The organism is Algibacter sp. L3A6, assembly GCF_009796825.1.
GTDB lineage: Bacteria > Bacteroidota > Bacteroidia > Flavobacteriales > Flavobacteriaceae > Algibacter.
In genome coordinates, this window is the sequence record NZ_CP047030.1 from 3497931 (window position 1) to 3510921 (window position 12991).

14 protein-coding genes are annotated in these 12991 nt (G+C 32.6%); 10 read left to right on the plus strand and 4 right to left on the minus strand.

Going from position 1 to position 12991, the window contains the following annotated elements; genetic code table 11:
- Positions 1-50 precede the first annotated feature (50 nt).
- Positions 51-533 carry a DUF4625 domain-containing protein gene (locus tag GQR98_RS14530; RefSeq protein WP_159020131.1) on the plus strand — a complete coding sequence of 161 codons (483 nt, stop codon included), beginning with the start codon at positions 51-53 and terminating at the stop codon, positions 531-533.
- On the opposite strand, the gene GQR98_RS14535 is transcribed toward GQR98_RS14530, so the two are convergent.
- On the minus strand, positions 523-1242 hold the full coding sequence (locus tag GQR98_RS14535; protein WP_042494864.1) for a DUF3307 domain-containing protein: 720 nt from the start codon (positions 1240-1242) through the stop codon (positions 523-525). The genes GQR98_RS14530 and GQR98_RS14535 overlap by 11 nt on opposite strands.
- Complete coding sequence (locus GQR98_RS14540) at positions 1239-1838, minus strand: SatD family protein (protein WP_159020132.1); 600 nt, start codon at positions 1836-1838, stop codon at positions 1239-1241. Before GQR98_RS14540 ends, GQR98_RS14535 begins: the two co-directional genes overlap by 4 nt.
- Before the next feature lie 235 nt (positions 1839-2073).
- On the opposite strand from GQR98_RS14540, the gene mscL reads away from it, so the two are divergent.
- Both mscL and GQR98_RS19015 read left to right on the plus strand, forming a co-directional pair.
- Positions 2074-2514, plus strand: coding sequence for a large conductance mechanosensitive channel protein MscL (gene mscL / locus GQR98_RS14545; RefSeq protein ID WP_042495371.1), 441 nt, complete (start codon positions 2074-2076; stop codon positions 2512-2514).
- A gap of 4 nt (positions 2515-2518) precedes the next feature.
- Positions 2519-2671 (plus strand): hypothetical protein, encoded by a 153-nt coding sequence (locus GQR98_RS19015; RefSeq protein ID WP_162857627.1) that lies wholly within the window; start codon positions 2519-2521, stop codon positions 2669-2671.
- Between the two features lie 2 nt (positions 2672-2673).
- On the opposite strand, the gene GQR98_RS14550 is transcribed toward GQR98_RS19015, so the two are convergent.
- Complete coding sequence (locus GQR98_RS14550; RefSeq protein ID WP_159020133.1) at positions 2674-3750, minus strand: substrate-binding domain-containing protein; 1077 nt, start codon at positions 3748-3750, stop codon at positions 2674-2676.
- A 180-nt stretch (positions 3751-3930) separates the two neighbouring features.
- Here GQR98_RS14550 and GQR98_RS14555 point away from each other — a divergent pair, with 180 nt between their 5' ends.
- From GQR98_RS14555 to GQR98_RS14585, 7 genes are all read left to right on the plus strand, one after another.
- Positions 3931-4758 (plus strand): SDR family oxidoreductase, encoded by an 828-nt coding sequence (locus GQR98_RS14555; protein WP_042495374.1) that lies wholly within the window; start codon positions 3931-3933, stop codon positions 4756-4758.
- Positions 4759-4816: 58 nt separating this feature from the next.
- Positions 4817-5992 (plus strand): mannonate dehydratase, encoded by a 1176-nt coding sequence (gene uxuA, locus GQR98_RS14560; protein WP_159020134.1) that lies wholly within the window; start codon positions 4817-4819, stop codon positions 5990-5992.
- A gap of 3 nt (positions 5993-5995) precedes the next feature.
- Complete coding sequence (gene uxaC / locus GQR98_RS14565) at positions 5996-7411, plus strand: glucuronate isomerase (RefSeq protein WP_159020135.1); 1416 nt, start codon at positions 5996-5998, stop codon at positions 7409-7411.
- Between the two features lie 39 nt (positions 7412-7450).
- A complete protein-coding gene (locus GQR98_RS14570; RefSeq protein ID WP_233268016.1) occupies positions 7451-8425 on the plus strand; it encodes a TRAP transporter substrate-binding protein in 975 nt (324 codons plus the stop codon).
- A 2-nt stretch (positions 8426-8427) separates the two neighbouring features.
- Positions 8428-8919, plus strand: coding sequence for a TRAP transporter small permease (locus tag GQR98_RS14575; protein ID WP_159020136.1), 492 nt, complete (start codon positions 8428-8430; stop codon positions 8917-8919).
- A gap of 2 nt (positions 8920-8921) precedes the next feature.
- Positions 8922-10226, plus strand: a complete 1305-nt coding sequence (locus GQR98_RS14580; RefSeq protein WP_199270209.1) for a TRAP transporter large permease — start codon at positions 8922-8924, stop codon at positions 10224-10226.
- Between the two features lie 347 nt (positions 10227-10573).
- The gene (locus GQR98_RS14585) at positions 10574-11620 is read left to right on the plus strand and encodes a GntR family transcriptional regulator (RefSeq protein WP_159020137.1); all 1047 of its coding nucleotides are present in this window, start codon (positions 10574-10576) and stop codon (positions 11618-11620) included.
- Positions 11621-11692: 72 nt separating this feature from the next.
- Here GQR98_RS14585 and GQR98_RS14590 read toward each other — a convergent pair whose 3' ends face one another.
- Positions 11693-12748, minus strand: a complete 1056-nt coding sequence (locus GQR98_RS14590) for a phosphatidylinositol-specific phospholipase C1-like protein (protein WP_159020138.1) — start codon at positions 12746-12748, stop codon at positions 11693-11695.
- Positions 12749-12991 lie beyond the last annotated feature (243 nt).

Sequence of the window (12991 nt, forward strand, 5' to 3'; positions counted from 1 at the left end):
TTATACCGCATAGCAGCTCATGGTGCTATGCGGTTTTTAAAACTAATAAAATGAAATTTATATCAAAATATAATTACCTAAGCGTATTGTTTGTTTTAATATTAGTATCCTGCTCCGGAGATGATAGTGCAAATAAAGACGAAGAAAAACCAACAATAAGTATTAATTACACCGAAGGGTTTCCACAGGCCTGCACAGAACTTGTAAAAGGCGAAACCTATACGTTTAAAGCAATGGTTACCGATAATTTAGCCTTGGCTGCTTATAGTTTGGATATTCATCATAATTTTGACCATCATACGCACGACGATCAAGAAGAAACTTGCGATTTGGGAGATGTGAAAACAGCGGTTAATCCATTTATCTACGTCGAAAATTTCACAATAGAAGAAGGTTTAACTTCTTATGAAATAAATATTAGTTTAACCATCCCTGATGATATTGATACGGGCGATTATCACTGCGCTTACTCGGTAACAGATTTAACAGGTTGGCAAGCTAGAACGTCTATAGATATTAAAATTATTGAATAAGCGATAATACGTACTCGTAAGTCACCCCAAAAATAACTGCTAAACCAAAGCTTAACAGAGTTCCTATTAAGATGTATTCGGTAAGCTTACGGTCTTTAGCTTTAGATAAATCGCTAAAACGCAACACCGATTTCGCAGCAATTATAAAACCAATACCTTCCCAATGTTGTGTAATAATTAATGCAAATACAAACAAACGCTCAAGAATACCAATAAAAGCACCAGCATTTTCTAAAGATAGATTACTATTGTTTTCTTTAAAATACCACTTAGAAATTACAGTTTTCATAATGATAGATGAAACCACGGTAACACCTAAAAGCGCAGTGATAAATAATAAGAATTTAGGATTGTAAAGTGAGTTTATGTTTAGCTCGTAAGGTTGATAGATGCTAACAACAATAGCTATCACTATTAAATGTGCTAATTGATCTAAACCAAATAACAGGCGTCCGTTCGATTTTGTTTTCAGCCTTAGCTTAATAAGATCTATAATGTAGTGAGATAATATAATTGACACAAACGCCAGCCAATACTCAAAGTTAAATTGAAGCACTACAAGTAAAGCGGCAAAATGTACTAAAATATGATAATATAGATATTTAGACTTATGCTTTTTAGATTCTTTATGTGTAACCCACTTTTGAGGTTGCAATAGAAAATCACCTATAAAATGAGCAAGTATGAGTTTTATAAAAAGTATAATCATAGTGTTTTTACTTGTGCGTTATAGTAGTTTAATAGTTTAGAAATTTCGTCGAAACCACCACGTTTAAGGCCTTTACTAATATTACTTTGTGTGGTTTCAAAATGGTTGGCAAGCTCTACTTGAGTAAGTTCTGGATTTTCTATAGCCGTTTTTATAAGTTTTGCTGAGGTTGTGGTCCAACTGTTTATAGTCAGTAAAGCCAATTCGAACATAATATTAGTTTGTAAATCAAACTGCTCAAAAGGCGATTTAATAGCGAGAGTTGTTTTCTTTAAATCATCAAAACATTCTCCTGAGTTTATAAAAGCGGTACCGTTAGATTCTGTTATTTTGTCCGATGTATAGGTTTTTTCGCCAATACCTATGGCAATTCTAACATCAATATTTTTGAATTGTTTAATACTCGATTTTATTAAAACGGCTGCTTTTAAAGCGTCTTCTGGAGCTGTTTCTAATTGAAAGCTATCGCCTCTAAAAACATCCCATTGCTTGGGTTGACGGCCATATTGGTTTAAAACCTCCTTAAGAGCATCTAACCATTTTTTTGGTTCGCTCGATTTTGAGTTAATAATATCTCCGGTTATTATGCTAGTCATTTTATTATGGGCTTCTTTATCAAATGTATTACTTTTCTTGTTTATCTCAAAATATATTCCTTTAAAATAGAATATTTAATTTTATTCCTTAATATGGTAATATTTGTGTTTATGCATGTTTAAGGTTATAATGAGGTATATATCGTAATTAACTACTATTTCTTTGCTTTAATTCTAAAAGCGAGGAAAATTAAAAATTCAAACTAATATCTTTGCATAAAAATTTAATATGGGTATGAAGTTATTTAAAGAATTTAAAGAGTTTGCCGTAAAAGGTAACATGATGGATATGGCAGTTGGTATTATAATTGGTGCTGCATTTAATAAGGTAATCGATGTTTTAGCGAAAAAAGTAATTTTGCCTCCATTAACTTTATTAACTAGCGGTGTTAACTTTAAAGATCAGCGCCTTATCCTTAAAGATGCTGTTCTTAATGCTTCAGGAGAAATTTTAACCGATGAGGTTGCTATTGGTTATGGTGCGTTAGGTGAAGCTTTAATCGATTTTTTAATTATTGGTTTTACTATCTTTATCGTAGTGAAGTTTATGAATAGATTGAGAAATAAAGCACAAGATTCTGAAGATAAAACGGTTACAACACCTAAAGATATTGAATTATTAGCACGCCTTACCGATTTAATGGAAGAGCAAAATAAATTACTGAAATCTAAGTAGCATTATGGGAAAAACAGGGCGTGATAAAAACACGAAAAACAAAGCAAAGCATTCTAGGTTAATGGATCAAAAGAAGAATAAGAAAAAAGCCGAAATTGCTTTAAGAAAAGAGCGATTAAAGGAAATTATAAAACGTTCGAAAGAGGAGAAGAGTTAGTTTTAACTCTGCTCACTTTCAAACATATATTCACTACGTTCGTTATATTTTACATTTTCTTTTATAAGAATATCGATAGGTAAAAATGTTTTAGAATTTGGTGCTTTATTTTGAACCAAATAATCGGTTAATATACGCACGGCTTCATAGCCTTGATCGAATGGTTTTTGCGATATTAAAAAAGACACAGAATCGTTTAATAGGCATTCTATGTTTTGCGGCGTATTATCAAAACCAATCAGTTTAATATTTTCTAAAGTTTTATTTTCAATACAATCTACAATAATATAAATTCTACTCGAAGGCACAAAAATCCCTTTAATTTCAGGGTTTTCAATTAAATAGTTGTTTATTTTCTCTTTCGTTTCTAAGGTATTATCTAGGCTGTCTAACTTTAAAGTTTGACTTTTGGAGCTTAAATTATTTTTAAAAAAATAATCATTAAATCCTTTAATTCGGTTCGATACCGCGTTGTTTTTTAGTATGTTATGTCGTGCTTGTAGAATTAAAAAAGTTTCAGCATTCGGACTACTAAAATGCATTAATTTTCCAGCAATATATCCAGCATTATAAGAGTCTTGACCAACAAAAGCCATGTTTTTAAAGCCATCAATATCAATATTCAAAAACAAATAAGGAATGTTTTTATCTTCTAAAAGTGCTACTATTTTTTTCGTTTCTTTCGAAAAGTTTGGCACCATAATTACTGCTGTAGGTTTCGATTCTAATAAAGTTTTAAAAGTCTCGAAGTAGGAGTGTGCATCGTATTGATTAAACAGGAAGTTATTAACCTGAATACCAAACGTTTTTAAATCATCGGCCGCTTTTAAAATACCCATATGTGGCGATTTCCAAAATAAATCGTCAGCATTATGTTTAGGCATTAGCGTTGCAATAGTGTGTTTGTTTTTCATGGCAAGCGCACTCGCAATAGGATTTACACTAAAGTTATGCCGATCTAGAATTTCTCTAATCTTTAATTCTGTTTTTTTAGATACACCACCGCGATTGTGAATAACGCGATCTACGGTACCTTCAGAAACTTGGGCTTCTTTTGCTATATCTTTTATTGTAATCATCTTAAATGGGTCACGTTTAACTTTATACGAAGCAATTAGAAACTGAAATGTATAACTTTAATTTCAAGCAATTTAGTTAATATTTTTCATTTTTTGTGTGCGCACACTATTTTTTTTCGTTACATTTGTGTGTGCGTACACGAAAACGCAAAATTAAAGAAAAATTCAACTATCAAAACTATGAGTAAAGTAATTGTTTTAACAGGAGCAGGAGGCGTTATTTGTGGCGCATTAGCCAAAGCATTAGCAAAAGAAGGTCATAAAATTGCCGTTCTAGATTTGCGTAAGGAAGCCGCAGATATTATTGCAAACGAAATTAATGCCGCTGGTGGTGTAGCAATTGGTGTTGCTGCCAATGTTTTAGAAAAAGAATCGTTGCAAGAAGCTAAAGATATTGTGAATGCTAAATTAGGTGCTTGCGATATTTTGATAAACGGAGCAGGAGGGAATCACCCATTAGGGACAACTTCTAATCCTCATTTTGCTGAAGCAGATTTAGAAAATAAAGCAGAAGGCTTTAAAACCTTTTTCGATTTAGATCCTACAGGTATTAAGTTTGTATTCGATTTAAACTTTTTAGGTACTTTATTACCAACTCAAGTTTTTGCTAAAGATATGGTAGGTAAAAAAGGGTGTAGTATTTTAAACATTTCATCTATGAATGCTTTTACACCTTTAACTAAAATACCTGCATATAGTGGCGCAAAAGCTGCTGTATCAAACTTTACACAATGGTTAGCTGTACACTTTTCTAAAGTTGGAATTCGTGTAAATGCATTAGCCCCAGGTTTCTTTTTAACCGATCAAAATAGAAGTTTACTTACCGAAAGTGATGGTAGTTTAACAGCACGTGGTAATCAAATTATAGAGCAAACACCAATGGGTAAATTTGGTGAGCCAGAAGATTTAGTGGGTACAACTTTATGGTTATGTGGCGAAGGCGCATCATTTGTAACAGGTGTAGTAATCCCTATCGATGGTGGTTTTAGCGCTTATAGTGGTGTTTAAATAAATCAAATTCTGCAAGGTGTTAATCTTGTAAGTTTATAATTAAATATTAAAAATTATGGAACAAACATGGCGTTGGTACGGGCCAAATGATCCCGTATCGTTATCCGATATAAAACAAGCAGGAGCAACAGGTATTGTTTCTGCATTACACCATATTCCTAACGGACAAGTGTGGACTGTAGAAGAAATTCAAAAAAGAAAAGATACTATTGAAAAAACGGGTCTTACTTGGAGTGTTGTAGAAAGTGTACCTGTACACGAAACGATTAAAACACGTTCAGGAAATTTTCAAGAGTATATTGAAAATTATAAAACTAGTATTAAAAATTTAGCATCTTGTGGTATCCATATTGTATGTTATAATTTTATGCCTGTTTTAGATTGGACACGTACCGATTTAGGGTTTGAAGTTGAAGATGGTTCTAAAGCCCTTCGATTTGATGTGGTTGCTTTTGCTGCTTTCGAGCTATTTTTATTAAAACGTCCGGGTGCAGAAAACGATTACTCTTCAGAATTACAAGCCGAAGCTAAAGTTTACGCCGAAAACCTTTCCGAAGAAGATAAAACGCAATTAATTAATAATATAATTGCAGGATTACCAGGAGCAGAAGAAGGGTATACCTTAGAGCAGTTTCAAACAATATTAGATACTTATGCTGATATTGATGCGCAAAAATTAAGAGAAAACTTAGCAGCATTTTTAAAAGAAATTATTCCTGTGGCCTCACAAAATGAGGTATTAATGTGCATTCATCCAGACGATCCACCTTACGCTATTTTAGGCTTGCCTAGAGTTGTGAGTACAGAGGAAGATTATGCTTATTTATTTGCGCAAGTACCAGATCGATCTAACGGAATTACTTTCTGTACAGGTTCTTTAGGGGTTCGAGCAGATAATGATTTGGTTCAAATATTCGAGCGTTTTGCCGATCGTGTACACTTTTTACACTTTAGAAGCACACAACGTGATGAAAAAGGAAACTTTTACGAGGCTAACCATTTAGAAGGTGATGTTGATATGTACAGTGTAGTAAAAGCGGTTGTTTTTGAAGAAAGACGCCGTAAAGCTGCAGGTATGAAAGATGCTTTAATTCCTGTACGTCCTGATCATGGACACCAAATGTTAGATGATTTACATAAGAAAACAAACCCAGGTTATTCTGGAATTGGAAGATTGCGTGGTTTAGCAGAGTTGAGAGGATTGGAGTTTGGAATTTCGAAAAGTGTATAAATTATGAGTACCATAAAATCAAAAAACTTTATAACTGATAATTTCTTGTTGCAGTCTGATATTGCCGAAATATTATATCATGAGTATGCCAAAGATTTACCAATTATAGATTATCACAACCATTTATCTGCTCAAAAAATAGCAGAGAATAAGCCAGTTAAAAATATTACTGAAGCTTGGTTAAAGGAAGATCACTATAAATGGCGTGGTATGCGTGCCAATGGTGTCGAAGAGATTAATATTACCGGGGAAGCATCGCAAAAAGATAAATTTTTAAATTGGGCAGAAACAGTGCCTTATACTATTAGAAATCCGCTTTTTCACTGGACACAACTAGAATTAAAGCGTTATTTCGATATTGACGATATTCTACAACCTAGTACAGCCGAAGCTATTTATGAGAAGACGAATAGTGTTTTAGAAAACAAAACACCTGCACAACTTTTGGAAGATATGAAGGTGGAAGTGGTTTGTACAACCGATGATCCAACGGACGATTTATTATATCATAAAGCAATTTCAGAAGGCGATTTTTATACCAAAGTATTACCAACGTTTAGAGCTGATAACCTTTTTTTTATTGGGAAATCTAGCTTTTTAAATTATTTAAAAAAGTTAGGGAATACAGCTGGTTTCAAAATAGATTCGTTAGAAACTTTTTTGAAAGCTATTGATGAACGTATTGTTTATTTTAATGCTTTAGGCTGTAAATTATCAGATTTCGGAGTTGGAGAAGCCTTAGAAATGGTCGATTTTACTAACGAAGATGTTAATGAGATTTTCGAAAAGAAATTAAAAAACGAAACGCTTTCAACTTTAGAAATAAATACATATCGTTCGTTTCTGTTTTTATACTTAGGAAAAAAATATCACGAATTCGATTGGGCACAACAATATCACTTAGGCCCAATTAGAAACAATAATTCTCGATTGGTATCTCAAGTTGGTTTAGATGCGGGTTGCGATTCTATTGGCGATTTTCCTATGGCAGAATTTATGTCGAAATTATTCAATGCTTTAGAATCAACCGATCAGTTAGCTAAAACCATTACCTATAATTTAAATCCATCGCAAAACGAAGTATTCGCTACTATGATGGGGAATTTTCAAAATGCAGATGCTCCAGGTAAAATGCAATGGGGTTCTGGTTGGTGGTTTTTAGATCAGAAAGATGGCATGGAGAAGCAGCTAAATACACTCTCTAATATGGGCTTATTAAGTCGTTTTGTAGGTATGCTAACGGATAGTCGTAGTTTTTTATCGTTCCCTAGACATGAGTACTTTAGACGCATTTTATGTAACCTTATGGCAGAAGATGTTAAAAATGGACTTATCCCAAATGATTTAGAATTTATAGGAAAAATAATTCAAAACATTTGTTATTTTAACGCTGTTGAATATTTTAAATTTAACGACTAGACTAAAACACCAAACTAAACCAAACTAAACTAAATAAGAATGATGAATAGAATAATATGTGCCTTTTTAATTTTGTTCGTTATGCAGAGTTGCAAAAAAGACGACGATATTAAAATGATGTATTTGGCACATACATTACCGCAAACACATCCCGTTCACAAAGGGATTTTAGAATTTCAAAAGGCTTTAAACGAAAAATCTGGAGGAAAAATACAAATCAAAATTTTTCCTGATGGCCAATTAGGTTCCGAGCGTGAAGCTTTAGAGTTACTTCAAATAGGAAGTGTTGCAGTTACAAAAGTAAGTGCGGCAACCTTATCTAACTTTGTGCCAGAATATCATATTTTAGGTATTCCGTATCTATTTAAAGATAAGCAACACCAATATGATGTTTTAGAAGGTCAAGTAGGGAAATCTATTTTAGAAAAAGGAAGTAAATTTTGGTTACGTGGCCTGTGCTATTATGATGCTGGTAGCCGTAGTTTTTATACATCGAATAAAGCGATACGTAAACCAGAAGATTTAAAAGGCCTTAAAATTAGGGTGATGAACAACCAAATGGCTATTAATATGGTAGAGGCTCTTGGCGGTTCGCCAACACCAATGGCTTATGGTGAGTTGTATACCGCTATACAGCAAGGTGTGGTAGATGGCGCGGAGAATAATCCGCCATCATTTGTATCATCAAATCATTACGAAGTAAGTAAATATTATACTTTAGATCAGCACTCTTCAGTGCCCGATGTGTTGTTAATTGGAACCAAGTTTTGGGAGAAATTAACTGCTGAAGAAAAACAATGGGTTCAAGAAGCAGCAGATGAATCATCGCAAGCCGAAAAAGTATTTTGGCAAAATTCAGTTGAAGAATCTATGGCAACGGCTAGAAAAGCTGGTGTAGAAATTATAATTCCGGATAAATCATTATTTCAAGAGCAATCTAAATCTGTATTAGAAGCTTTTGTAAAACAGCATCCAGAAATGAGTGAAATGATCAATAAAATCAAAAATCAATAAGTATGAAAAAAGCAGATATTCTTTTTGAAAAAGTATGTCAGATTATGGAAATCATTTTAGTTTTCATATTCGGATTATTGGTTATTGATGTTTTAAGTCAGGTGTTCTCTAGATATGTGTTAAACACATCTTTTGCATTTACCGAAGAGTTAGCGCGTTTCTCATTAATATGGTTATCTATACTTGGTGCAGCTTACTTAAGCGGAAAAAGAGAGCACTTGTCTATGGATTTCTTGTATCAAAAGTTCTCGGGTAAAACCAAGAAAAAAGCACTCATATTTATCGAGATATGTATTCTATTATTTGCATTGGTGGTTATGGTAATTGGTGGTTTTAATTTAGTTTATACCACATTACATTTAGGACAATTGTCTGGTACATTACGTATTCCTTTAGGATACATTTATGCTATTTTACCTATAAGTGGCCTTTTTATTATATGCTTTTCTGTATACCATTTAGGAAAAATTAATGCTAACGAAATAACCGAATAATTATGAGTATTGAAGTAATAAGTATTATCGTATTATTTGTAAGTTTCTTTACATTATTGATGTTAAGAGTACCAGTAGCTTATAGTATTGGTATCTCCACAACTATAAGTCTATTGTTAAATATTGATAAGTTACCAGGTCTAACAACCATTGCGCAACGAATGACGACCGGTATTGATAGTTTTGCACTTTTGGCCATTCCATTTTTTGTATTGGCAGGTGAAATTATGAAGCAAGGCGGTATAGCCAATAGGTTAATAAATTTCGCCAAATCTTTAGTAGCAAGTTTACCAGGAGGATTGGCATATGTTAATGTATTAGCATCTATGTTATTTGGTGCTATTTCTGGGTCTGCTATTGCAGCAACTTCTGCCATTGGTAGTATCATGACCGATAGAATGGAAGAAGAAGGGTATCCAAGAGAATTTAGTGCATCGGTAAATATTACCTCGGCAACTACAGGTTTATTAATTCCGCCAAGTAATATTTTAATTGTTTACGCTTTAGCAAGTGGTGGTACAGCATCTGTAGCAGCGCTATTTATTGCGGGGTATTTACCAGGTATTTTATTAGGTGTTGCTATCATGGGGTATATTGCCTTTGTAGCTATTACACGTAAGTTTTCTAAAGGAGATCGTGCACCATTATCTTTAATTTGGACGTATTTTAGAAAAGCATTTTTTAGTTTACTATTGTTAGTAATTGTAGTTGGTGGTATTGTAGCTGGTATTTTTACGGCTACCGAAGCTTCTGCTATTGCCGTGCTTTATGCTGCTGTTTTAGCATTAATTTATGGCGATGTAAAACCTAAAGACTTTTCATCTATTTTATTAACTAGTGCAAAAACTACAGCAGTAGTGATGTTTTTAATTTGTACTTCTATGGCTATGTCTTGGTTATTTTCTTTTGAAGGTATTCCGGAGCTTATTAGTAGCTTTTTATTAGAACAGTTCAGTAATAAAATAGTTATATTTTTAGTAATTAATATAGTGCTCTTAATTATCGGAACCTTTATGGACATGACGCCAGCGGTTTTAATTTTCACACCAATATTCTTACCTGTAGTAGTTGCTTTAGGTATGGATCCTGTGCATTTCGGAATTGTTTTAGTACTTAATCTTTGTATTGGGTTGTGTACACCACCTGTGGGCACCATTCTCTTTGTGGGTAGTGGTGTTGCCAATGTTTCGGTATCGCAAGTAATTAAACCGTTAATTCCATTTTTGGTTATTATGGTTGTTGTATTACTTTTAATTACTTATATCCCTGCAATTTCAATGTATTTACCACAACTTTTAGGGTTGTAAGCGTCGATATTTAAATTATAATTTTAAGGTTGAATTTTTAGAAAGCTCACAATTTTATCGAGGTTCTAAAAATTCAACCTTATTTATTTTAATACATGTTGAAATTTCAATTTGAGACTTAACTGAAGTTTTATGTATATAAAGTCAATTTATTCGACTTAAATGTTAAAACCCACAGGGAATTGACGGATTATTGTAATTTTACTAAACAAAATGATACGGAATAACATGTCTTCAAAATAGAATTCTTTTAGAATATCAATAGTTTTGATGTACGTTTACAACACTGATATAAGCTGAAATTAGATTATCATGTTTCTTTCATAGTTATTTTTACTGCAATTTATATGGCACAACCATTCGAAATAAAAATTAACGAGGACTCTCGTGTACCAAAATATAAGCAAATAGTCGATTCTATTGTCAACGATATTTCGAAGGGAAAACTATCGGTTGGCGAAAAAATACCATCTATAAATGAGTTGAGCGAATCTTGCTATTTATCTAGAGATACGGTAGAAAAAGCATACCGACAACTGAAGGAACAAAAAGCTATTGTTTCAGTTAAAGGAAAAGGTTTTTATACAGCGAAAACAGATTTAATTTCTAAGGTCAATGTGTTTTTCATGATTAACAAGCTGAGCAATTATAAAATGATGATTTATAATTCGTTTGTAAAAAACTTAGGTAGTGATGCGCTTGTTACACTATCTGTTTATCATTGCGAAGAATCTATTTTTATTAAAACCTTAGAGAAAAATTTAGGAGCCTTCGATTATTACGTAATCATGCCACATTTTAAATCTCAAGATTCTAAGCATATTAGTACAACTGCGCCTGTTAAACTGGCTATAGATAAAATTCCTAAAGATAAATTAGTTATTCTTGATAACAGTAAAATTGATATCGCTGGTAATTATGGAGCCGTTTATCAAGATTTCAAAGAAGATATTTATGAAGCGCTACAAGAAGGTTTAGAAAGACTTAAAAATTATGACAAGCTTGTTTTGGTATATCCAGATAAGTTGGTGTATCCATATCCAAAACGCATTGTGCATGGCTTTCAGAAGTTTTGTGCGAAGTTTAATTTTGAATTTGAAGTTCTAGATCAAATTTATGATCATATGGATCTTGATAGCAAAGATGCTTTTATTATTATTGAAGAAAATGATTTGGTAAACTTAGTACGCCAAGTGCGTAAAAAGAGCTTGGTTCTAGGAACAGATATCGGTATTATTTCATACAACGATACACCTTTAAAAGATCTTTTAGGAATTAGCGTAGTTAGTACAGATTTTCAAGCTATGGGTGACCAAGCGGCTTATTTGGTTTTAAATAATAAAAAAGATCAAGTAAAAAATGTATTTAATTATATTGAAAGAAATTCCATTTAAATCTTGAGACTTTTTAAATAAAAAAACGCCTAAATTTATTTCAGACGTTTTTAATTCTTCTACTATAAAACCTTATTCCTTCGAGGATATAGGGTTTTCACGCACATATGTTTTTCCTTCAAAAGATATGTGGTAATCACTTTCAAAAAATCGACTTGGTAAATAATAATCGGTTGTTATAATTTGTGCACCAGATTTTTTTGCATCTTCAAAATGTTTATAATCATTTGCTCTCGCTTCTTTTGTTCCGGCATCGGCACGTGTTCTAATAATATAGCCTTTAGATACTAAACCTGATATGGTTTCATTCTCTGGGTTATTTATGATTAAAGTTGCAGCTTCAGGAGTTCCTGGTTTTGCATTTACAAACAAAACACGCTCTTTTAGTGACGGATGGTTTTTAATATATAAAGCGCGCTTAGCTTTTGCATCGTCTAAAATAAAAAGAAACTTTCCGCGCGAAGCTTTTAAAGTTGGCCAGTTATTATTTAAAACAGATTCTTCTAAGGTGGCATGCTCACCTCTAACATCGTCCGGAGTTATAAGTTTATCTTTGCCAAGACCAGCAATTAAAGCATCATCCAATTTTTTAAAACCAACTTCAGTAAAGGCTTCAGGTGTAGTTCCAAATCTATTAGTGTCTCCATCTTTGGCTTCTAAAGTTATAAATATAGGTTCGTGCGTTGGGTTAGCATCAGACCAGGATTTTATGGCCATTAAACAAGCTTCTAAAGTATTGTAATGCGATCTAAAATCGATATCAGGTATGTGCAAAACTTTAAAACCTGGTTTTGTCATATCTTTATTTGGGTCAAAATCTTCTTGCGCCTCGGCAAACTGTAAACCTTTAGGATTTGCAAATTTCCCGCCTTCTGTATCAAGGTAAACATCTATTTCTAAATTTCGTAAGCCTAAATCTAACTGTTCTGGTATTGAGATATGATCGTATTGTAGAGATTGCATCTTATCACTTTGTGATTCTAAAAAGGTATACAATTTATCTTCAATAGCCTTTTTATAACTGTTATGAGAACCTATAACTTGTATTTGATTAATATGTAAAGCATCGTGTTGCGCAAACAAATTAAAACTAAAAAATAGAAGGAGTAAAGTGTTGTAATGTTTCATAAAATAAGTTGGGTTTTTTAGAGGCACAAAAGTAGACTGTTAAGTTTAATACTATGTTAATAAATTGAAAACAAAACATAAATATTTACTTTCATATTAATGTTTTGAAAGATGTTTATATGGTTGATTTTGTGTTTTTTAACGATTTAAGGCTGGAATTGTAAGTTATGGTTTATTTAATAATGAGATAACAATAAGGTAAATTAGAACAGCTTAATATTTTCTTTTTTTGCAATCTCTAAA

Bases quoted from the DNA above. Each gene is read 5' to 3' on its own strand.
- GQR98_RS14530 (WP_159020131.1), top strand. From the start codon at position 51: ATGAAATTTATATCAAAATATAATTACCTAAGCGTATTGTTTGTTTTA.
- GQR98_RS14535 (WP_042494864.1), bottom strand. From the start codon at position 1,242: ATGATTATACTTTTTATAAAACTCATACTTGCTCATTTTATAGGTGAT.
- GQR98_RS14540 (WP_159020132.1), bottom strand. From the start codon at position 1,838: ATGACTAGCATAATAACCGGAGATATTATTAACTCAAAATCGAGCGAA.
- mscL (WP_042495371.1), top strand. From the start codon at position 2,074: ATGAAGTTATTTAAAGAATTTAAAGAGTTTGCCGTAAAAGGTAACATG.
- GQR98_RS19015 (WP_162857627.1), top strand. From the start codon at position 2,519: ATGGGAAAAACAGGGCGTGATAAAAACACGAAAAACAAAGCAAAGCAT.
- GQR98_RS14550 (WP_159020133.1), bottom strand. From the start codon at position 3,750: ATGATTACAATAAAAGATATAGCAAAAGAAGCCCAAGTTTCTGAAGGT.
- GQR98_RS14555 (WP_042495374.1), top strand. From the start codon at position 3,931: ATGAGTAAAGTAATTGTTTTAACAGGAGCAGGAGGCGTTATTTGTGGC.
- uxuA (WP_159020134.1), top strand. From the start codon at position 4,817: ATGGAACAAACATGGCGTTGGTACGGGCCAAATGATCCCGTATCGTTA.
- uxaC (WP_159020135.1), top strand. From the start codon at position 5,996: ATGAGTACCATAAAATCAAAAAACTTTATAACTGATAATTTCTTGTTG.
- GQR98_RS14570 (WP_233268016.1), top strand. From the start codon at position 7,451: ATGATGAATAGAATAATATGTGCCTTTTTAATTTTGTTCGTTATGCAG.
- GQR98_RS14575 (WP_159020136.1), top strand. From the start codon at position 8,428: ATGAAAAAAGCAGATATTCTTTTTGAAAAAGTATGTCAGATTATGGAA.
- GQR98_RS14580 (WP_199270209.1), top strand. From the start codon at position 8,922: ATGAGTATTGAAGTAATAAGTATTATCGTATTATTTGTAAGTTTCTTT.
- GQR98_RS14585 (WP_159020137.1), top strand. From the start codon at position 10,574: ATGGCACAACCATTCGAAATAAAAATTAACGAGGACTCTCGTGTACCA.
- GQR98_RS14590 (WP_159020138.1), bottom strand. From the start codon at position 12,748: ATGAAACATTACAACACTTTACTCCTTCTATTTTTTAGTTTTAATTTG.